19 protein-coding genes are annotated in these 19413 nt (G+C 66.7%); 10 read left to right on the top strand and 9 right to left on the bottom strand.

The window, feature by feature from the left end; all coding sequences use genetic code 11:
• Window positions 1-35 precede the first annotated feature (35 nt).
• Entirely contained in the window at window positions 36-860 is an 825-nt protein-coding gene (locus ACFOOL_RS07670) for an adenosylcobinamide-GDP ribazoletransferase (protein ID WP_380096356.1), read from the bottom strand.
• A 66-nt stretch (window positions 861-926) separates the two neighbouring features.
• Here ACFOOL_RS07670 and cobT point away from each other — a divergent pair, with 66 nt between their 5' ends.
• Entirely contained in the window at window positions 927-1946 is a 1020-nt protein-coding gene (cobT, locus tag ACFOOL_RS07675; RefSeq protein WP_380096357.1) for a nicotinate-nucleotide--dimethylbenzimidazole phosphoribosyltransferase, read from the top strand.
• Between the two features lie 81 nt (window positions 1947-2027).
• Here cobT and ACFOOL_RS07680 read toward each other — a convergent pair whose 3' ends face one another.
• Together ACFOOL_RS07680 and ACFOOL_RS07685 are read right to left on the bottom strand one after the other, a co-directional pair.
• Window positions 2028-2663: a DUF6683 family protein gene (locus ACFOOL_RS07680; protein ID WP_380096358.1), complete on the bottom strand. Its 636-nt coding sequence runs from the start codon at window positions 2661-2663 to the stop codon at window positions 2028-2030.
• Between the two features lie 80 nt (window positions 2664-2743).
• Entirely contained in the window at window positions 2744-4270 is a 1527-nt protein-coding gene (locus tag ACFOOL_RS07685) for a sensor histidine kinase (RefSeq protein ID WP_380096359.1), read from the bottom strand.
• A gap of 297 nt (window positions 4271-4567) precedes the next feature.
• Here ACFOOL_RS07685 and ACFOOL_RS07690 point away from each other — a divergent pair, with 297 nt between their 5' ends.
• Entirely contained in the window at window positions 4568-5047 is a 480-nt protein-coding gene (locus tag ACFOOL_RS07690; protein ID WP_380096596.1) for an Lrp/AsnC family transcriptional regulator, read from the top strand.
• A complete protein-coding gene (locus tag ACFOOL_RS07695) occupies window positions 5044-5451 on the top strand; it encodes a VOC family protein (RefSeq protein WP_380096360.1) in 408 nt (135 codons plus the stop codon). Before ACFOOL_RS07690 ends, ACFOOL_RS07695 begins: the two co-directional genes overlap by 4 nt.
• A gap of 88 nt (window positions 5452-5539) precedes the next feature.
• On the opposite strand, the gene ACFOOL_RS07700 is transcribed toward ACFOOL_RS07695, so the two are convergent.
• The 4 genes from ACFOOL_RS07700 to ACFOOL_RS07715 all read right to left on the bottom strand — a co-directional run bounded on the left by ACFOOL_RS07700 (window position 5540) and on the right by ACFOOL_RS07715 (window position 8009).
• On the bottom strand, window positions 5540-5950 hold the full coding sequence (locus ACFOOL_RS07700; RefSeq protein WP_380096361.1) for a DUF2442 domain-containing protein: 411 nt from the start codon (window positions 5948-5950) through the stop codon (window positions 5540-5542).
• A complete protein-coding gene (locus tag ACFOOL_RS07705) occupies window positions 5943-6161 on the bottom strand; it encodes a DUF4160 domain-containing protein (protein ID WP_380096597.1) in 219 nt (72 codons plus the stop codon). Before ACFOOL_RS07705 ends, ACFOOL_RS07700 begins: the two co-directional genes overlap by 8 nt.
• A 43-nt stretch (window positions 6162-6204) precedes the next feature.
• Window positions 6205-7218 (bottom strand): GTP 3',8-cyclase MoaA, encoded by a 1014-nt coding sequence (gene moaA / locus ACFOOL_RS07710; RefSeq protein ID WP_380096362.1) that lies wholly within the window; start codon window positions 7216-7218, stop codon window positions 6205-6207.
• Between the two features lie 200 nt (window positions 7219-7418).
• The gene (locus tag ACFOOL_RS07715; RefSeq protein ID WP_380096363.1) at window positions 7419-8009 is read right to left on the bottom strand and encodes a L,D-transpeptidase; all 591 of its coding nucleotides are present in this window, start codon (window positions 8007-8009) and stop codon (window positions 7419-7421) included.
• Window positions 8010-8262: 253 nt separating this feature from the next.
• On the opposite strand from ACFOOL_RS07715, the gene rpiA reads away from it, so the two are divergent.
• From rpiA to ACFOOL_RS07740, 5 genes are all read left to right on the top strand, one after another.
• The gene (gene rpiA, locus ACFOOL_RS07720) at window positions 8263-8961 is read left to right on the top strand and encodes a ribose-5-phosphate isomerase RpiA (RefSeq protein WP_380096364.1); all 699 of its coding nucleotides are present in this window, start codon (window positions 8263-8265) and stop codon (window positions 8959-8961) included.
• Window positions 8962-8993: 32 nt separating this feature from the next.
• Entirely contained in the window at window positions 8994-9509 is a 516-nt protein-coding gene (locus tag ACFOOL_RS07725; protein ID WP_380096365.1) for a DUF2059 domain-containing protein, read from the top strand.
• 125 nt (window positions 9510-9634) lie between these two features.
• The gene (gene gor, locus ACFOOL_RS07730; RefSeq protein ID WP_380096366.1) at window positions 9635-11008 is read left to right on the top strand and encodes a glutathione-disulfide reductase; all 1374 of its coding nucleotides are present in this window, start codon (window positions 9635-9637) and stop codon (window positions 11006-11008) included.
• A gap of 80 nt (window positions 11009-11088) precedes the next feature.
• Complete coding sequence (locus tag ACFOOL_RS07735) at window positions 11089-12465, top strand: class II 3-deoxy-7-phosphoheptulonate synthase (protein ID WP_380096367.1); 1377 nt, start codon at window positions 11089-11091, stop codon at window positions 12463-12465.
• A gap of 108 nt (window positions 12466-12573) precedes the next feature.
• Window positions 12574-14502, top strand: a complete 1929-nt coding sequence (locus ACFOOL_RS07740) for a PAS domain-containing sensor histidine kinase (RefSeq protein WP_380096368.1) — start codon at window positions 12574-12576, stop codon at window positions 14500-14502.
• A 76-nt stretch (window positions 14503-14578) separates the two neighbouring features.
• Here the strand turns inward: ACFOOL_RS07740 and ACFOOL_RS07745 are convergent, their stop codons facing one another.
• Window positions 14579-15022 carry a response regulator gene (locus ACFOOL_RS07745; RefSeq protein WP_380096598.1) on the bottom strand — a complete coding sequence of 148 codons (444 nt, stop codon included), beginning with the start codon at window positions 15020-15022 and terminating at the stop codon, window positions 14579-14581.
• A 208-nt stretch (window positions 15023-15230) separates the two neighbouring features.
• On the opposite strand from ACFOOL_RS07745, the gene ACFOOL_RS07750 reads away from it, so the two are divergent.
• Together ACFOOL_RS07750 and gltX are read left to right on the top strand one after the other, a co-directional pair.
• The gene (locus tag ACFOOL_RS07750) at window positions 15231-16898 is read left to right on the top strand and encodes an NAD+ synthase (protein WP_380096369.1); all 1668 of its coding nucleotides are present in this window, start codon (window positions 15231-15233) and stop codon (window positions 16896-16898) included.
• Window positions 16895-18223, top strand: a complete 1329-nt coding sequence (gene gltX, locus ACFOOL_RS07755) for a glutamate--tRNA ligase (RefSeq protein ID WP_380096370.1) — start codon at window positions 16895-16897, stop codon at window positions 18221-18223. Before ACFOOL_RS07750 ends, gltX begins: the two co-directional genes overlap by 4 nt.
• On the opposite strand, the gene ACFOOL_RS07760 is transcribed toward gltX, so the two are convergent.
• Window positions 18168-19313, bottom strand: coding sequence for a DUF2865 domain-containing protein (locus tag ACFOOL_RS07760; RefSeq protein ID WP_380096371.1), 1146 nt, complete (start codon window positions 19311-19313; stop codon window positions 18168-18170). The genes gltX and ACFOOL_RS07760 overlap by 56 nt on opposite strands.
• Window positions 19314-19413: the final 100 nt, after the last annotated feature.

Consider the following 19413-nt stretch of genomic DNA (forward strand, 5'->3'; position numbering starts at 1 on the left):
CCGATTAAGGCGGCGGAGGCGGCAATTTCAAGGCGTCAGGCGAAGATGAGCAGAACCGTCAGCGCCGCGATCTCCCCCAGGCTCGCCGCCGCGCCGACCAGATCGCCGGTCTGCCCGCCCACCAGGCGCCGGCACAGCGCGCTCCAGCCCCAGGCGACGAGGCCGACGGCAATCGCGGCGCCGATGACGCCGGCGATCCCCGCCGCCGGCGCGCCGACGATGAAGACCAGCAGCGCGGCCAGCGCGGCGCCGATGGCGAAACGCGGCACGGGCAGGGCGCCCGCCGTTGCCGCCACGCCGTCGCGCCGGGCCGGCGGCAGCGCCACTGCGAGCCAGAGCGCGCCGGAGCGCCCGGCGATATTGGCGGCCAGCCAGATGGCGGCGGCGGCGAGCGGAGCGGTGGCCGCCACGCTGCCCAGCGCCGTCACCCGCAGCAGCAGGAACAGGCCCAGCGCCGTAACGCCATAGGTGCCGTGGCGGCTGTCCTTGAGAATCTCGAGCCGCCGCTCCGGCGTCGCGCCCCCGAAAAGCCCGTCGGCGGCGTCGGCCAGCGCATCCTCCATCATGCCCCCGCCCACCAGCGCCATGGCGGCGACCGCCAGCGCGGCGGCGAAATAGGGCGGCAGGCCCAGCCAGGCGCCGCCCGTCAGCAGCAGCGCCGGAACGACGCCCATGACGGCGGAGGCCAGCGGCAGGGCCATGGCGATTCGCCCCAGATCCGGCTTTTCATGCGGCGCCCCGCCGGTGGGCAGGCGCGAGAAGAAACGCAGCGCCATGACCAGGTCGTCCTTGAGGCCGAGCCCGTGCCGGGGCGGCTGGGCGGTCCCGGCCTGCGGGCCGATCTCGTCTTCCGGCGTCAATTGCAATTCGCTCCATATTGGGCAACAAGGTCGCGCCCCTTCCTATCATAGCATGCTGGAGCTTCCATGCCCGCACTCAGCCCCGCCTTTGCCGATATCGTCGATCTGCTGGTGGCCGTCCCGGAGGGGGACGAGGCCGCCGTCGCCGCCGTGCGCCAGCGCGACGCGCACCTGACCAAGCCTGCCGGCTCGCTGGGGCGGCTGGAGGAACTGGTGGAATTCCTCGCCCGCTGGCAGCATCGTCCGGAGCCGCGTCTCGACAATCCCATGGTGACGATCTTCGCCGGCAATCACGGCGTCACCGACCAGGGCATTTCCGCCTATCCGCGCGCGGTGACGGCCCAGATGGTGGCCAATTTCACCGATGGCGGCGCCGCCATTTCCCAGATCTGCGCCCTGCACGAGCTCAATCTGCGGGTGTTCGAGCTGGCGCTGGAATTGCCCACCGGCGACATCACGCTCGAGCCGGCGCTCGACGACCAGATGTGCGCCGCCACCATCGCCTATGGCATGGAGGCGGTGGCCGGCAAGCCGGACCTGGTATGCATCGGTGAAATGGGCATCGGCAACACCACCGTGGCCGCCGCCATCTATGCCGCCCTCTATGGCGGCAAGGGTGCCGACTGGGCCGGGCGCGGCACCGGTCTCGACGATGCCGGGCTCAGGCGCAAGGGCGACGCGGTGGACCGGGCGCTGGCCCGCCATCACGGCGAATTGGATCATCCCCTCGCCATTCTTGCCCGGCTCGGCGGCCGCGAGATCGCCGCCATGCTGGGCGCGCTGGTCGCCGCGCGCCACCAGAAGATTCCCGTCATCGTCGATGGTTATGTGGCGACGGCCGCTGCCGCCATCGCCCATGCGGTCAACCCGGCCTCGATCAACCATTGCCTTTTCGCCCATGTCTCGGCCGAGGGCGACCACGCCCGGGTCTTGGAGCGCATGGGACAGTCCGGCCTGCTCGATCTGGGCATGCGCCTGGGCGAGGGCACCGGCGCGGCCCTGGCGGCGGTGCTCGCCAAGACGGCGCTGCACCTCCACCGCAACATGGCCACCTTCGAAAGCGCCTCGATCAGCGGCAAGGAGTGAGCCCTTTGCCCCTCTCCTCCACATTTCCCCCACCGTCATTGCCGGGCGCGTCCCGGCAATCCACCTTCCGCCCCGGCCCGATCACCGCTGCTTGGGCATGAAGCCGTCCGGGCCCGGCTCCACCGCCAGCAGGTCGACGCCCATATTCTGGCGGAAACGCATCACCGCGGCGGCGGCGAGGCGGCTGAGGGCCGGGACATCCTTGCGGGCCACCGCCTCGTTGAGCGCGGCGTGTTCGAGCAGGAAGTCGAGAATGTGGTTTTCCGCCATGATCTGGCGCTGCTGGTCGTTGAGCGTGCGGAAATTCTGGTCGCCTTCCATGGCCTGCTGCAATTGCCGCCGGATCGGGGCATTGTCGATCCGGGCGGAATAGGCGCCATTGGCGGTGACCCAGTTGAGCACCCAATAGGCGGTGAGCGCATCCACGACATTGTTGGTGGTGAGCCCGTCACCCTCCACCAGCTCCTGCCAGATTTCGACCGGCGGCTTTTCGGCGAAGGCCTCTACCAGCCCGTCGCGCAGTTCGGCGCCGGCCGACCAGCGGATGCGGGTGAGGAATTCGCGCTGCAGCCGCGCCGACAGGGAAGGGGAGGGGCGATAGGAAGTGTCGAAATCCGCCGCGCCGGCTTCGGGGGCGGGAACGGAAACTTCATGCTGGCCGGCCGCCGGACCGGGCGACAGGGCCAGGGCCAGCATCAGGGCGGATAATCGTCGCATCGATCGGGGCTCCTTCGCCGTCATCCTATAACCCATGTCCGCCGAAAAATGGCACCGGTCCTGGGACGAAGATGGTGAGCTCAGCCGGCCACCGAATAGATTTCGAGCCGGTTGCGCCGCTCGACCACCGGGGCCAGCGCATCCATCACCCGGGCGCGCGGGAAGGTGGCGATGACTTCGGTGCCGAAGCGCAGCTTGGAGAACAGGTCGAACCGGCCCTGGTGCAGATCCATGATCTTCTGCACGATGGGCAGGCCGAGGCCCGCGCCCTGTTCGGCGGTTTTCTGCGCCAGCGAGCCCTGGCCGAAGGAGGACAGCACCGTGGCGATCTCGGTATCGGGAATGCCCGGTCCGTTGTCCTTGACCGAGATGAGCTGGCCGCCATCGCCGCTGCGCTTCACCGCGAGCGCCACCTTGCCCTGCTGGGGCGTGAACTTGATGGCATTGGACACCAGGTTCAGCACCACCTGGCGGATGGCGCGCTCGTCGCCCCACAGCTTGGGCAGGTTGTCCTCGGCGGTAAAGATCAGCTCGATGCCCTTGGCCTTGGCGCGCAGCTCCATCATGCGGCGGCAATCGGCGGCGATGTCGACCAGCGACACCGCTTCCTCGTTGAGCTCGTATTTGCCCGCCTCGATGCGGCTGAGGTCGAGCAGTTCGTTGATGAGATTGAGCAGGTGCTGGCCGCTGGCATGGATGTCGCCGGCATATTCCTTGTATTGGGGCACCTGGTGCGGCCCCAGCAGCTCGGATTTGAGCACCTCGGAAAAGCCGATGATGGCGTTGAGCGGGGTGCGCAGTTCGTGGCTCATGGTGGCGAGGAACTGGCTTTTGGCGATATTGGCCTGCTCGGCATGGCGGCGGGCCTCGTCGGACATGTTGCGGGCCTCTTCCAGCTCGTAGATCAGCGTGTCCTTCTCGGCCTGGTGCGAAATGGTCTCCAGTTCGGCGCCGTGGAGCTGGCGGGCGAGGAACAGGAAGAAGATCTCGCCGCAGACGGCGACGGCGGCGAGCGTGTAGTTGAGCGTTCCGCCCAGCGCGATCAGGCTGATCGTCACCGTGATCGTCACCGGCAGCGTACTCATCAGCGTGGCGGGAGGCAGCGTGTGGGTGGCCACGGCGTTGCTGGCGATGCCCACCAGCACCATGGCGAACATCACCGGGGTGAGGTCGGCCGGATCTGCGACGAGCGAGAACAGCGCCAGCAGCGACAGCGCCAGCCCGCCCACCGTCTCGACCGCGACGAAGCTGGTGGTCCAGCGCGCCGCGTTGAACTTGGCCGGATCGGCATGGCGGAACCGCCGCGCCGTCAGCACCACGACCAAGAGGCTGGCAATCACCAGCCCGGCCCAGAGCGCGGCGATGGCCACCGGCACCCAGAAGCTGGCGACGATGGCGAGAATGCCGACGATGGCCGCCATGGGCAGGGCCGCCCCGACGCGCGCATCGGCATAGTCGTGCAGCAATTCGAAGTCGAAATCGGCGCGGGTGCCGGAGCTCGAGGTCAGGCGCTGGCGCGCTTCGAGCACGGTCTTTTGCGCCGCGCGCTTGCCGTCATGTCCGGCAAGCGCTCGGACATCGGCGTCACTGACCCGCTGGGACGGCATGGAACTCTTACTCGTTACTCAATGATGCGAAAGAAAAACGCATTCGCTACGCTCATGCACCGACCATAGGTGGCGCGTAGTTAACGGAGGGTGAAATCCCCCGGTCCGGATTCGCCCGTCCCGGGGCGCCGGGGCTGGCCGTTGCAGGAGCGCATGGTTAATATGGCCTTGCCGCGGCGCCGACATTGTCTTGCGCAATTTTATTGCGGCTTTTGGCCCGATATGCAACTTATCCTGCCGTCTCTGCGGAAAAACAGGGCCGAACTTAAAATCTGATTTCACGAGGGCGCAATGGCACTGGACAAGATCGATCGAAAAATTCTGACGCTTCTGCAAAAGGATGCAACGATGCCGGTGGCCGAGATCGGCCGCAAGGTGGGCCTGTCGACCACGCCGTGCTGGCGCCGCATCCAGAAGATGGAAGAGGATGGAGTCATCCAGCGCCGCGTCGCGGTGCTCGATCCGGCCAAGGTCAATGTGGGGGTCACCGTCTTCGTCTCGGTCAAGACCAATGAGCACAATGACGGATGGATGCGCAAATTCGCCGGGGTCATCGACGAGTTCCACGAAGTGGTGGAATTTTACCGCATGAGCGGCGACGTGGACTATCTGATGCGCGTCGTGGTGCCCGACATCGCCGCCTATGATGCCTTCTACAAGCGGCTGATCAGCCGCATCAACCTCACCGATGTCAGCTCGGCCTTCGCCATGGGCCAGATCAAATACACCACCGCCCTGCCGCTCGACTTCGCCATCGTCGTGGACGACGACAAATGAGCGGTCTGGTCGGCTTCGAACATGTCGGCATGACCGCGTCCGACATGGACCGTACCGTCGCCTTCTACTGCGATCTGCTCGGCCTGAAGCTGGTGCTGCGCAAGAGCGTGGAGGCGGGCGAGCTGGCTTTTCTCGACGCCGGCGGCGGCATGCTGGAAGTGCTGGCCCCCGCGACGGGCGCGGCGCGCTGCCGCGACGTGCCCGTTAGCGAGGCGGGCCTGCGCCATCTGACGCTGGCCTATGCCGATGTCGATGCCGCCATTGCCCGGCTCGAGGCGGCAGGCGTCGAGATCGCCGAACGTCCGCGCGCCGCCCATAACCCCGAAATGGTCCGCCGCGTCGCCTTCATCCGCGACCCCGACGGCATATTGGTGGAACTGATCGAGCGCACCCCGGGTCGTTAGGACTTGAATTCACGAGCCTTTTACCCCTCGCCCCTTGCGGGAGAGAGACTGAGTGATCTGCGTCCAGCAGGTTATGGCGACAATAGGATCAGGACGACTTGCGCGGGCGGCCGCCACGCAGCCCGTTGCGGCGGGCCGCCGCTGTTTTTTCCGGCGACCGCGACTGACCGCCCTTGCGCTGCGCTTCCATGAAGCTGGCGGTGCCGAAAACGCCCTGCATCAGGCTGGCAATGGTGAAATCAATATCCAGACTGGGCCAATGCAGCCCGGTTTCCCCCAGCAATTCCACCTGTGCGAGGTCGTGAGGATCGGCTTTCGCCAGGCCTTGCAGGGCCGAAGTTGGCACCATGAAGCTCGCGCCGCTTTCGAACTCGACGACGATGCGACCCGGTTTCGCCTCATAACGAACGGAAACGGGGATCGGCCGGTCCAGCCGTTCGGCGTTTCCACGCGCGACCGCTGCCTGGTATTGCTTGTCGTCGAAATCAATCTCACCCATGGATTTCTGTCCAGCGCTGCAAGAAATAGCTTCGGTATTCTGTTGCCGTCGCCAGGGCGCGGGCAACGTCCCGCTGGCCCATGCCACGCACGGACATGACACGCAGCGTCGTGATGTCGATACGTGCTTCCCCATCTCCATAGACATGAAGGTGAGCCGGTTCGTGGTCGTTCAGGTAGATGACGAACCGCATCCCGTCGGCACGGAACACCGTTACCAAGGAAAATAACCCAAGTAGTTGGGTTTTTCAACCATCACCCCCCCGTCACGCTCATATGCCGCGCCAGGGCCGGCTGCGCGTGCGCGCGGTCGAGGACGAAGTCGTGCCCCTTGGGCTTGATCGCCATGGCATGGTCGAGCGCCGCGTCCAGCGCCGCGGCGCCGCCCTCCCGCCAGGCGTCGCGCAGATTGACCTGGTCGTCCTGCCCGAGGCAGAGGAAAAGCTGTCCGGTGGCGGTGAGGCGGACGCGGTTGCAGCTTTCGCAGAAATTATGGCTCATCGGGGTGATGAAGCCCAGCGTGCCGCCGGTCTCGGCGACATGGACATAGCGCGCCGGGCCGCCGGTGCGCTGGTCGAGGCGGGTGAGCGTATAGCGGCGGGCGAGGCGGTCGTGCAGTTCCCGCAGCGGCAGGTAGCGGTCGACGCGGTCGATGCCGACCTCGCCCAGCGGCATGCCCTCGATCAGCGTCAGCCCCATGGACCGGCCATGGGCCCATGCCATCATCGGCTCGATCTCGTCCTCGTTGATGCCGCGCATCGCCACCATGTTGATCTTGACCGCCAGCCCTGCCGCCTGCGCCGCGGCGATGCCCTCCAGCACGGGGGCGAGCCGGCCCCTTCGGGTGATGGCGCCGAAGCGCTCGGTATCGAGCGTGTCGAGCGAGACGTTGACGCGGCGTATCCCCGCCTCGTGCAGGGCTCCGGCATGGCGGGCCAATTGGCTGCCATTGGTGGTGAGGGTGAGTTCGTCAAGGCCGTGCCCCAGATGCCGGCCGAGGCGCCGCACCAGCTCCATGATATCGCGGCGCACCAGCGGCTCCCCGCCGGTGAGGCGGATCTTCGTGGTGCCCCGGGCGATGAAGGCGTCGGCGATGGCTTCGATTTCCTCGAAGCTCAGGATTTCCTTCTTGGGCAGGAAGGTCATCTCCTCGGCCATGCAGTAGACGCAGCGGAAATCGCAGCGATCCGTCACCGAAATGCGCAGATAGGAGATGCGCCGGCCGAAACGGTCGATAAGGGGACGGGCAGGGGCGGCGGACGGCGTCATGCGGGCAGTCTAAAGCATCGGACCGAAAAGTGCGAAGCGGTTTTCGGACTGATCCGATGCACCCGGTATGCTCCCTTCCCCCTTGAGGGGAGGGGCGGGGGTGGGGGTTCTTCGGTGATCCGCTGGATCACCCCCTTCCCAGCCTTCCCCTCAACGGGGAGGGGGCGCCGGCTGCTGCTGCCGTCAAAACATGAAGGCTTCTAGTGGTTGACCACGATGGTGGCGCCCACCTTGACCCGCTCGTAAAGGTCGATCACGTCGTCATTGGTGAGGCGGATGCAGCCTGAGGACACGGCCTGGCCGATGGTCCAGGGCTCGGAGGTGCCGTGCACGCGATAGAGCGTCGAGCCGATATAGAGGGCGCGGGCGCCCAGCGGATTGTCCGGGCCGCCGGGCATGAAGGCCGGCAGGTCGGGTACGCGCTTGCGCATGGCCGGGGGCGGGGTCCAGCCGGGCCATTCCGCCTTGCGGGTGATGCGGTGGGTGCCGGCCCAGCGGAAGCCGTCGCGGCCCACGCCGATGCCGTATTGCATCGCCTTGCCGCCCTCGAGCACCAGATAGAGCCGGCGCTCGCCGGTCTCGATGACGATGGTGCCGGGCTTGTGCCGGGTTTCGTAGTCGACGATCTTTTTCTTGATCGGGCTGCCACCGCGATAGGTGGCCGATGCGGCGCGATCTTCGAACTGGTTGGTGTCGGGATTGTACCAGCGCGCGGCGCTGGCGGGCGCAATCATGCTGATCGCCAGCAAGATCGAAATGCCCATCGCCAGTACGACTTTTAGAACGTTCATCTTCTCGTTGGCCTCTGCTTGCGACGGCTCCGATTCGGCGCCGTGGCGATTGACGCTACTTACTTTGATTGTGATTTACCGGAAAGGGATTGTCGCCCCGTTTCCGCCACAACAGCGGCATCATCGCCACATTGTGTTGCCGGCTGGTTACAATTCCCCATCCGTTTGCCGACGAAGGATGCAATGCCGACGGCTTGACAGCCCCGGCGGCGCGCTGCCACATCCGCGCCGAACGGCGAAAGGACATAGAGCGATGAGCGAGGCGCTGAAGCGTGAGGCGGCGGCCATGGCCCTGTCGGAGGTGCGCCCGGGCATGCGGCTGGGGCTGGGAACCGGCTCGACGGCGCGGCATTTCGTGCACCTGCTGGGCGAGCGCGTCGCCGCCGGGCTCGAGGTGATCTGCGTGCCCACCTCCGAGGCCACGGCCTCCCAGGCGCGGGATTTGCATATTCCCATCTCCGATCTGGATGCGCTGGACCGGCTCGACCTGACCGTCGACGGCGCCGACGAGATCGATCCGGCGCTCAATCTCATCAAGGGCGGCGGGGGCGCCCTGCTGCGCGAAAAGATCGTTGCGGCCGCCTCCGACGCCATGATCGTCATCGCCGACGGCTCCAAATGCGTCGATACGCTGGGGCGGTTTCCCTTGCCTGTCGAAGTCAACCGTTTCGGGTTGGGCGCGACCCGCCGGGCCATCGCCGCCGTGCTCGCCCGGCATGGTGCCCAGGGCGGGCTGGAGCTGCGCGGCGAAAGCGCCGGCACGCCCTTCGTGACGGATGGGGGACATCTCATTCTGGATGCTTTTTTTGGCCGCATTTCGCAGCCAGAAGCGCTGTCTGACGACCTGCTGGACATTCCGGGCGTGGTCCAGCATGGACTGTTCCTGAAAATGTGCCGCAAGGCTTATGTGGCGACGCCGAATGGCGTAGAGATATTGCAAACGGACAACTGACCAGCGTGGATCGGGACAAGATGGTTTTTGCGATGAACGGAAACTGGATGCGTGGCGCGCGGCTTGCGGCGATCGCCGCCCTGACGGCTGGCATGTTCGGCCTCGCCGCGCCTGCCTTCGCGCAGGAAGTGGCGCCCGAGCAGCTCGCTTTGGCCCGTAAATATATCGACCTCACCGACAATGGCGCGGTCTTCGAGACCACGGTAGTGGAGACCGGGATCGAGACGATGCGCCAGATCGTCACCCAGAATCCGGAGCTCGTCGAGCAGACCAACGAGGTCATCGGCGACGTCATCAAGGAATATAACGGCCGCAAGGGCGAATTGCTCGACCAGTTCGCCCGCATCTACGCCATCCGTTTCTCCATGGAGGAACTGACCGCGATCGTCGAATTCTACGAATCGCCCACCGGCCAGAAGCTGGCCCAGGCCAATTCGGAGCTGAACGTCGATATCCGTCGCGTGCTGCAGGTCTATACCAACAATCTGCGCACCGAATTCTTCGCCAAGGTGCGCGCCGGCCTGCGCGCCAAGGGCGTCGAGATCTGATGCGGGGCCGCGCCCGGCATCCCGGCTGAACGCGCCCCGCCTTGTGCGGGGCGTTTTTTTGTGCGAAGCGCATGCCGATCATCGTCATTCAACGATGAAGCGCGGCTTTTGCATCGGGGAATTCCATGGCTTTCGACTACGACCTCATCGTCATCGGCGCCGGTTCGGGCGGCGTCCGCGCCGGACGCATGGCGGCGACCTATGGCGCCCGGGTCGCCGTGATCGAGGAATTCCGCGTCGGCGGCACCTGCGTCATCCGCGGCTGCGTGCCCAAGAAGCTCTATGTCTATGCCAGCCGTTTCAGCGACCAGTTCGACCTCGCCGAAAGTTTCGGCTGGCAGGTGGATGCCAGTTTCGACTGGCCGCGCCTGGTTGCGGCCAAGGAGAAGGAAATCTCCCGGCTCGAGGCGGCCTATGCCAGCAATCTGGAAAAACCGGGCGCCGAGATCATCCGCGACCGCGCTCTCGTCACCGGCTCCAATTCCGTGAAGCTGGTGTCCGATGGCCGCGAGCTGACGGCGAAATATCTGCTGGTGGCCACCGGCGCGCGGCCCTTCATTCCCGATATTCCGGGCGCCGAATACGGCATCACCTCCAATGAGGCCTTCGACCTGCCGGAGCTGCCCCGCTCCATCCTCATCGAGGGCGGCGGCTATGTGGCGGTGGAATTCGCCACCATCTTCGCCGGGCTGGGGGTGGATACCACCATCGTCTATCGCGGCGACTGCGTCTTGCGCGGCTTCGACGAGGACATGCGGCGCGGGCTCGATGCGGGCCTTGAGGACCGCGGCATCCGCCGCATCTACCAGACCAATGTGACGGCGCTCGCCCGTCCCGCCGACGACGTGCTGGTCACCTTCGGCGACGGCGTCACCGCGCCTTTCGGAGCGGTCATGTTCGCCACCGGCCGCCGCCCCAATACCGAGGGGCTGGGGCTGGAAGCGGCCGGGGTGCGGCTGGACGAGGCCGGCGCCGTCGCCGTCGACCGGTTCTCGCAAAGCTCCGTGCCCTCCATCTATGCGGTGGGCGACGTGACCGGCCGCGCCCAGCTCACCCCCGTCGCCATCCGCGAGGGCTGGTATTTCGCCGAGACCGTCTTCAACGACAACGCGCTGGCGGTCGATCATTCGCTGATCCCCACGGCGGTGTTCGCCGAGCCCGAGATCGGCGTCATCGGCCTCACCGAGACCGAAGCCGCCACCCATGGCGATATCGACGTCTATGTGGCGCGGTTCCGGCCCATGCAGAACACGCTTTCCACCCGCACCGAGCGCATGATCCTCAAGCTCATCACCGAACAGGACGGCGGCAGGGTGCTGGGCGTCCACATCCTGGGCGCGGGCGCCGCCGAGATGATCCAGCTTGTCGGCATCGCCGTGGGCATGGGCGCCACCAAGGCCGATTTCGACCGCACCATCGCGCTGCATCCTTCGGCGGCGGAAGAGCTGGTGACCTTCAAGGCGCCCACCTATGTCTATCGCGACGGACGGCGTGTCTGAGGCTTTGCACTTGGCAGGGTGGCGCGGGCTTGCTAGATCGCCCGCAGGCCCTGAGTGCCCTGGCGTGAGCGAGACCGAAAATGACCACCTGGACCCCCAGCTCCTGGCGTGAAAAGCCGATCCGGCAGGTTCCCGCCTATCCCGATCCGGCGGCCCTGGCCGATGCCGAGCGCCAATTGACGAGCTTTCCGCCGCTGGTCTTCGCCGGCGAGGCGCGCGAGCTCAAGGCGCGCCTGGCGGCGGTGTCCCGGGGCGAGGCCTTCCTGCTCCAGGGCGGCGATTGCGCCGAGAGCTTCGCCGAGCACGGCGCCGACCATATCCGCGACTTCTTCCGCGTCTTCCTGCAGATGGCGGTGGTGCTGACCCACGGCGCCTCCAAGCCCGTGGTCAAGGTGGGGCGCGTGGCGGGCCAGTTCGCCAAGCCGCGTTCCGCCGATACCGAGATCATCGACGGGGTCGAGCTCCCCAGCTATCGCGGCGACATCATCAACGCCATCGACTTCACCGACGCCGCCCGCGCCCCCGATCCGCGCCGCATGCTGCAGGCCTACCGGCAGTCCGCCGCCACCCTCAACCTGCTGCGCGCCTTCTCCATGGGCGGCTATGCCGAGCTGACGCGCATCCACGAATGGACCATGGGCTTCATGAAGGGGTCCAACTGGAACATCCGCTTCGAGGAAGTGGCGCGCAAGATCGACGACGCCATCACCTTCATGTCCGCCCTCGGCATCAATCCCGAAAATACCCCGGCACTCAAGCAGACTAGCTTCTACACCAGCCATGAGGCGCTGCTGCTGGGCTATGAGGAAGCGCTGACCCGCCGCGATTCCATCTCCAACGACTGGTATGCCACCTCCGGCCACATGCTCTGGATCGGCGACCGCACCCGCCATCCCGACGAGGCGCATGTCGAATATTTCGCCGGCGTCCATAATCCCATCGGCGTCAAATGCGGGCCCAGCCTGACCGATGACGACCTGCTGCGCCTGCTCGACCGGCTCAACCCCACCGACGAGGCCGGCCGCATCACCCTGATCGCGCGCTTCGGCGCCGACAAGGTGCACGAGCACCTGCCGCGCCTGGTGGAGACGGTGCAACGGGCCGGCCGCACCGTGGTCTGGTGCTGCGATCCCATGCACGGCAACACAGTCAAGGCCTCCAACGGCTACAAGACCCGCCCCTTCGAGCGCGTGCTCTCGGAAGTGCGCGGCTTCTTCGAGGTGCACCGCGAAATGGGCACCTATGCCGGCGGCGTGCATATCGAGATGACCGGCGACGACGTGACCGAATGCGTGGGCGGGCTCTCGGCGGTGACCGAGACCACCCTGTCGGATCGCTACAACACCTATTGCGATCCGCGCCTCAACGCCAGCCAGGCGCTGGAGCTGGCCTTCCTCGTGGCCGAGGAGATCGATGCCCGCAAGCCGCCGCGCCAGCACCGCGTAGCCGGTGAATAAACGGAGGCCGGCGTGAACCCAAATCGCGGCTGCGCGTTGATTGTCTGGCATGCGGCCTCTACGGTTGGCATTGCCTGCCACATGTCGTTGACGGCCAATGAGTAGGTAATGCCGAAATCCCTGTTCCCCAACGCTTCCCCCGAGACCCGCGACCGGCTGGAACAGGACCCCACACTCAAGCTTTTCAACGACTATGACTGGGCGTCCAATCCGCTCGGTCCCATTCCCACCTGGCCGGACGGGCTCAAGGGCGCCATCCGCGCCATGATGGTGGCGGCGACCCCCATGGCCATGCTGGTCGGGTCTCGGGGCATCCTGATCTACAACGACCACTATGCCAGGTTCGCCGGGCCGCGGCATCCCGGGATCTTTGGCATGCCGGTGCTCGAGGCCTGGCCCGAGATTGCCGAGTTCAACCGCGAGAACATCGAGCGGGGCCTGGCGGGGGGCGGCGCCAGCTATGTCGGGCAAAGGCTGATGCTCAATATTCACGGCGAGCCCGAGCCGGTCTGGCTGGACATGCATTTCAGCCCCATTCTCGACGAGGCCGGGCAGTCCCTGGGCTCCACCTGCGTATTGAACGACGTGACCACGCGCATGCTGGCCGAACAGGCCGTCCTGCGCAGCGAGGAGCGCATGTCGCTGGCCATTGGCGGCACCGATCTGGTGGGGACATGGGATTGGGACATCTCCCATGACCGCATCACCGTCGACAACCAGTTCGCCGCCCTGCACAATCTCGATCTCCTGCGCGCCGGGCTGGGTGTGCCACTCAAGGTTTTCCTGCGCGCCATCCACCCCGAGGACGTGCAGCGCGTGGGCGACGAGTTAGCGGCGGCCCTGCGCGAGGGCTCGCCCTTCAAGTCGGAATACCGGCTGGTGGAGCATGACGGCAGCATCACCTGGGTGGTGGCCTCGGGCCGGCCCCGCCTCGATGGCGAGGGCAATGTCTACCGCTTTCCCGGCGTCGCCATCGACGTCACCGAGCAGCATCGGGTGGCCGAGGCGCTGGCCGAGAGCGAAACCCGCTTCCGCACCCTGGCCGATACCCTGCCGCAAATGATCTGGACCACCGGTCCCGATGGCCGCCACGACTATTTCAACGCCCGCTGGCACGAATTCAGCGGGCTCGAGATTGAGAGCGGCGGCGGCGCTTCCTGGACCGAAATCTTCCACCCGGACGAGCGGATTTACGCCGATGCGCTCTGGCGCGAATCTCTCAAGAGCGGCGAGCCTTTCCAGGCCGAATACCGCCTGCGCCATCAGAGCGGCGAATATCGCTGGGCGCTGTGCCGGGCGCTGCCGGTGCATGACGCGCATGGGCAATTGGTGCGCTGGATCGGCACTTGCACCGACATTCATGAATCGCGCCTCGCCGCCGAGGAGCGCGAACTGGTGGCCCAGGAGTTGAGCCACCGCATCAAGAACATCTTCGCCGTGCTCAACGGCATCATCAGCCTGTCGGCCCGCAGCAGCCCGGAGGCCAAATCCTTCGCCGACCAGTTGCGCCAGCGCATCTTCGCGCTGGGCGAGGCGCATGATTTCGTTCGCCCGCACACCCATCTTGCGGCCGCGTCCGAAAAGCAGGGAAAGCTCTCGGCGCTGATCGAGCGGCTGATGCGGCCCTATAATGGTGCCGAAGGCGGCGCCGCCCGGGTGCTCTTCACCGGCGACGACGCCGAGGTGGACGACGCGGCGGCCACGCCGCTGGCGCTGCTGTTCCACGAGCTGGCGACCAATGCCGCCAAATACGGGGCCCTCTCCTGCGCCGAGGGCGACGTTGTCATCGCCGGCCGCACGCAGGGCGAGGATTACTGCCTCACCTGGCGCGAGAATGGCGGCCCCGCCACAGCCGAGCCCGAGGCCCTGAGCGGCTTCGGCTCGCGGCTGGTGAGCCTTTCCGTCGAGGGCCAGATGCGCGGCACCCTCGCGCGCCGCTGGCGGCCCGAAGGGCTCGAAGTCGAAATCACACTTCCCCGCAACGCCCTCACCCGCTCCGCCCGCCTGCGCCCGGAAGCAGGCGCAGCGTCCAGCTAGAGCGGTTCAGTTTTTGACGCAAGCAATCTCTCACCGCCGTCATTGCCCGGCTTGTCCGGACAAGCCTGCCCCCATCCTATCCCGCCATTCCGGCCCAGCCGAACATCCGGAGCCGGCTTGGCGGACGGGCTTCGGCGGCGGTGCGGTGGGCGGCCGCGAATTCCACCACCGCGCGCAATTCGCCGTCCGAGGCCGGCTTGGGCAGGACGCCGACCGTTCCCGGAACGCCTTCGCCGAGCTGGGCGGGATTGGCCGTCATGAATACCACCGTGGCGCCGTGGGTCTGCGCCAATATCCGGCCGATGGAGACGCCCGTGGGTCCATCCTGGAGGTTGAGGTCGACCAGCGCGATATCGGCCTGCGGTGCCATCGCCAGGGCTGATGGCCGGTCCGCAGCCACCCCGATCGGTTCGTATCCCATGTCGGCGACGACATGTTCGATTTCGGTGGCGACGATGATCTCGTCTTCGACGATGAGAATTCTGTAGGCCATGGTGTCTGTCTGGTGGCAAATCTGCATCTTGGGCAACGCCGGACCCCCCTCCGGGTTGCCGGCGCCACCCCGAATGTGAACGTTTTGTGATCGGGGGTGCCCGCCTCGCGGGGGCGGGTGTCCGCGGCTCCCGGCCGCAGCCGCCGCTTGCTCTGGCCGGGGCGAGAGGCTAAGTCTGGCGCCCGTTCGGTCTCCGGCCGATCCGCCCGTTCCAGACCATCAGGCCAGCACCACCGTGACCGACCAGCTTCGCATCGCGCTCGCCCAGCTCAATCCCAAGGTCGGCGACCTCGCCGGCAATCTGGCCCTCGCCCGCACGGCGCTGGCCGATGCCGCCGCCGCCCGGGTCGACATATTGATGTTCCCGGAATTGTTCCTCACCGGCTATTTTCCCGACGACCTGCTGTTCAAGCCGCAATTCGTCGCCGAGGCTATCGCCGCCGCGAAATCCTTGGCCGGGGAAACTGCCGGCGCCGGCGTGTCGCTGGTCCTGCCCACGGTCTGGCGCGACGAGGTGGGGCTTCGCAATGCCGTGCTGGTGGCCCAGGACGGCGAGATCGTCGCCATCCGCTTCAAGCACGAACTGCCCAATAGCGACGTCTTTTACGAGCAGCGCTATTTCCGCTCCGGGCCGCTGCCGCTGCCGGTGACCATCAGGGGCGTGCCGGTGGGCATACCCATCTGCGAGGACATCTGGCATTCGGCCGTGTGCGACCATTTGGCCCTGCGCGGCGCCGAGATCATGCTGTGTCCCAATGGCTCGCCCTATTGGACCGACAAGCAGCACGGCCGCAAGGAACTGGTGCGCGCCCGCGTCGCCGAGGACGGGGTCCCCATGCTCTATCTCAACCAGGTGGGCGGGCAGGACGAACTGGTCTTCGACGGCGCCTCCTTCGCCATCGAGCCGGGCGACCGGCTGGTGCTGCAGGGAAAGTCCTTCGAGCCCGATTTCATCGTTTCGGACTGGGTGCGCGGCCCCGGGGGATGGAGCTGCGTCGATGGGCGGGTGGAGGAACTGCCCTCGGTGGAGGAGGCCCCGTGGCGCGCCGCCGTTCTGGGCCTGCGCGACTACGTGGCCAAGAACGGTTTTTCCGAGGTGGTGCTGGGCCTGTCCGGCGGCATCGACAGCGCCGTGGTGGCCGCCATGGCGGTGGATGCGCTGGGGCCGGACAAGGTCCACTGCCTCATGCTGCCCTATCGCTATACCACCCCCGCCAGCCTCCTGGACGCGCGCGACTGCGCCGAGCGCCTGCGCGTGCGCTATGACGTGGTGGCCATCGGCGATCCGGTGGACGGGGCGCTGCGCGAATTGCAGCCGGTTTTCGGCAATCGTCCCATCGACACCGCCGAGGAGAATATCCAGTCGCGCCTGCGCGGCACCATCCTCATGGCGGTCAGCAACAAGCTGGGCTCGCTGCTGCTCACCACCGGCAACAAGTCCGAGATCGGCGTGGGCTACGCCACCATCTATGGCGACATGAACGGCGGCTACAATCCGCTCAAGGACCTGTTCAAGACCCAGGTTTATGCCCTGGCCGACTGGCGCAACCGCCATCTGCCGGGCGACAGCCTGGGGCAGGGGGGCGAGGTCGTTCCCCGCGCCATCATCGACAAGGCGCCCAGCGCCGAGTTGCGCCCCGACCAGACCGATCAGGACAGCCTGCCGCCCTATCCGGTGCTGGACGATATCCTCGCCTGCATGGTGGAAAAGGAGATGGCGCTGGCCGATATCGTCGCGCGCGGCCACGACGCCGCGCTGGTCCGGCGGATCGAGCGCCTGCTCAATATCGCCGAATACAAGCGCCGCCAGGCGGCGCCGGGCCCGAAGCTCTCCGCGCGCGCCTTCGGTCTGGGGCGCCGCTACCCGATCACCAATGGCTACAGGGATGGGAGCATCGGATGAGCGTGATCGTTCGCTGGGCGCCGTCCCCCACCGGCCGCATCCATCTGGGCAATGCGCGTCCCGCGCTGCTCAACTGGTTTTTCGCCCGCCGCCATTCCGGCCGCTACGTGCTGCGCATGGACGATACCGACCTCGTGCGCTCCACCCGCGAATTCGCCGATGGCATCGAGGCGGATCTGGCCTGGCTGGGCGTCGTGCCCGACCTGCTGGTGCGCCAGTCCGAGCGCACCGCGCTCTACGATGCGGCGCGCGACCGGTTGATCGCCATGGGCCGGCTCTATCCCTGCTATGAGACCGAGGACGAGCTCGAGCGCAAGCGCGCCCGCGCGCGGCTGCTGGGCAAGCCGCCCATCTACGACCGCGCCGCGCTCGGCCTCACCGGGGAGGACCGGGCCCGCCTCGAGGCCGAGGGCCGCAAGCCGCATTGGCGCTTCCGGCTCGATGGCCGTCCGGTGCATTTCGAAGACCTCATCAAGGGCCGCCAGACGGTCAACACCGCCTCCATGTCCGATCCGGTGCTGATCCGCGCCGATGGCTCCTATCTCTACACGCTGCCCTCGGTGGTGGACGATATCGAGCTGGGCATCACCCATGTCGTTCGCGGCGAGGACCACGTTTCCAATACCGGCACCCAGATCGAGATTTTCGAGGCGCTCGGCGGTGCGGTCCCGGTCTTCGGCCATCACAATCTTCTCACCGATGCCCAGGGCCAGGGCTTTTCCAAGCGCCTCGGCTCCCGCTCCATCGCCGATTTCCGCGCCGAGGGTTATGAGCCGCTGGCCGTCGCCATCGTCGCGACCCTGACCGGCACCAGCCTGCCGGTCGAGCCCTATGAGAGCCTCGACGCCATTGCCGCAAAGCTCGATTTCTCGATGATCTCGCACGGCCCGGCCCGCTTCGATCCGGGCGAGCTCGATGGCCTCAACGCCCGCATGCTGCACGCCATGCCCTATGAACAGGCCGCGCCGCGCCTTTCGGCGCTGGGGCTGGAGGGCGAGGCCATGTGGCTGCTGCTGCGCGAAAATCTCGCCCGCTTCCCCGATATCGCCGAGTGGTCGAAACTGCTCACCGGCCCGGTCGAACCGGTGGTTGCCGACGAGGATCGCGAATTCCTGGCGCTCGCCCGGGCGCTGCTGCCGCCCGAGCCCTGGGATGAAAACACCTGGAGCCACTGGACCGAGACGCTCAAGACCGCCACGGGCCGCAAGGGCAGGGCGCTGTTCCTGCCGCTGCGGCTGGCCTTGACCGGCCGCCCCGACGGGCCCGAGCTCAGGTCCCTGCTTGTCCTGCTTGGGCGTAAGGCGTGTCTGGACCGACTACCCTGACCTTGCGGTCGCCGAACTGGACGATGCGCAGCTCGGCCTCCCCCGGTCCGGCATCTGTCCGGCGCGCCGCTTCCCCCGGTCCGGCCGGGCGCGGGCGGGGAAAGGGCACCTCCACCAGCGCCACCGCCGCCACCGGGACCGCCGCTGCCGCCACCTGCACGGGCGCCACGCCGCGCGGATCGCGCAGCGGCAGGGGGAAGCTCGTGCCGTTTATGTCCAGCATGGCGCGGTTGCCGCCATCGCCGGTGCTGGCCATGCGCACCGCGCCGTCGGCCGCCGGCGTCGCTTGGCAACTGGCGCTTTTGTCGAAATTGTTGCGATAGACGAAGGCGGTCGGCAGCGCCGTATAGGGCGAGCCCGACAGATTGCGCATCTGCTCCGGCTCCTCGCCGGGATTGTCGTAGTAATAGAGGTCCACCGCGGTATTGGGGCACATCTGCTGGCAGGTCATCGCGTCATTGCCCACATAGTCGGGCAGGGTGGAATAGCTGATCGGCCAGAAATAGCCGTCGCTGAGCCGCACGCAGACCGTGCGCACCGTCTGGTAGCCCTGATAGCCCCAGTAATCGCCGCCATCGATGAAATCCCCATCGGTGAAATCGCCCTCCGAGGTGGAGCCGAAAATGCGGTCGAAAATGCTCTGGCGCTGCTGGGTGAAGGTGGCGCTGGAGCCGGCATTGCAGCCGAAGCGGGCCATTTCCTGCAGGATCGCCTCGCGCTGCTGCGCCACCGCATTGGCGGTTTCCACCGACTGTGCCATTTCCGCGTAATCGGCGCGCAGGCGCAGCACGTCGCGCGCCACCAACTGGCATTCGCGCGTCAGCACCCTGCCGGCTCGCGCATCGTCGTTGCAGCCCTGGCGGATATACTGGCTTTCGGCGTTCTGCACCTGCCGCGCCAATTGCCGCGCCGCCTGCGTATTGGCGTTGAGCTGGCGGAAATCGCCATTGCGGTCGAACTGCGCCAGCGTATTCTGCAGGCGCCCGCATTGGGCGGCCTGGGCGTGGGCCATTTCCACGTCGAGCGCCAGCACGGCCATGGCCAGCATCGTCAGGATCAGGGCGCGAAGGCCCCTCGAGGAAAACGTCACGGCACAATCCCGTTTGCGGTTCACCGGCCCTTAAGACATCGCTAGGGCACATGGCAACATTATAGCGTCACCCATTCCTGTCCGCACCGGGAGAAGACAG

This window comes from Devosia honganensis, from assembly GCF_042648785.1.
Lineage (GTDB): Bacteria > Pseudomonadota > Alphaproteobacteria > Rhizobiales > Devosiaceae > Devosia > Devosia honganensis.

What these genes read in the sequence shown, in the direction of transcription:
- cobT (WP_380096357.1), top strand. Translation starts at nt 927, where the DNA reads ATGCCCGCACTCAGCCCCGCCTTTGCCGATATCGTCGATCTGCTGGTG.
- ACFOOL_RS07680 (WP_380096358.1), bottom strand. Translation starts at nt 2,663, where the DNA reads ATGCGACGATTATCCGCCCTGATGCTGGCCCTGGCCCTGTCGCCCGGT.
- ACFOOL_RS07685 (WP_380096359.1), bottom strand. Translation starts at nt 4,270, where the DNA reads ATGCCGTCCCAGCGGGTCAGTGACGCCGATGTCCGAGCGCTTGCCGGA.
- ACFOOL_RS07695 (WP_380096360.1), top strand. Translation starts at nt 5,044, where the DNA reads ATGAGCGGTCTGGTCGGCTTCGAACATGTCGGCATGACCGCGTCCGAC.
- ACFOOL_RS07700 (WP_380096361.1), bottom strand. Translation starts at nt 5,950, where the DNA reads ATGGGTGAGATTGATTTCGACGACAAGCAATACCAGGCAGCGGTCGCG.
- moaA (WP_380096362.1), bottom strand. Translation starts at nt 7,218, where the DNA reads ATGACGCCGTCCGCCGCCCCTGCCCGTCCCCTTATCGACCGTTTCGGC.
- ACFOOL_RS07715 (WP_380096363.1), bottom strand. Translation starts at nt 8,009, where the DNA reads ATGAACGTTCTAAAAGTCGTACTGGCGATGGGCATTTCGATCTTGCTG.
- rpiA (WP_380096364.1), top strand. Translation starts at nt 8,263, where the DNA reads ATGAGCGAGGCGCTGAAGCGTGAGGCGGCGGCCATGGCCCTGTCGGAG.
- ACFOOL_RS07725 (WP_380096365.1), top strand. Translation starts at nt 8,994, where the DNA reads ATGAACGGAAACTGGATGCGTGGCGCGCGGCTTGCGGCGATCGCCGCC.
- gor (WP_380096366.1), top strand. Translation starts at nt 9,635, where the DNA reads ATGGCTTTCGACTACGACCTCATCGTCATCGGCGCCGGTTCGGGCGGC.
- ACFOOL_RS07735 (WP_380096367.1), top strand. Translation starts at nt 11,089, where the DNA reads ATGACCACCTGGACCCCCAGCTCCTGGCGTGAAAAGCCGATCCGGCAG.
- ACFOOL_RS07740 (WP_380096368.1), top strand. Translation starts at nt 12,574, where the DNA reads ATGCCGAAATCCCTGTTCCCCAACGCTTCCCCCGAGACCCGCGACCGG.
- ACFOOL_RS07745 (WP_380096598.1), bottom strand. Translation starts at nt 15,022, where the DNA reads ATGCAGATTTGCCACCAGACAGACACCATGGCCTACAGAATTCTCATC.
- gltX (WP_380096370.1), top strand. Translation starts at nt 16,895, where the DNA reads ATGAGCGTGATCGTTCGCTGGGCGCCGTCCCCCACCGGCCGCATCCAT.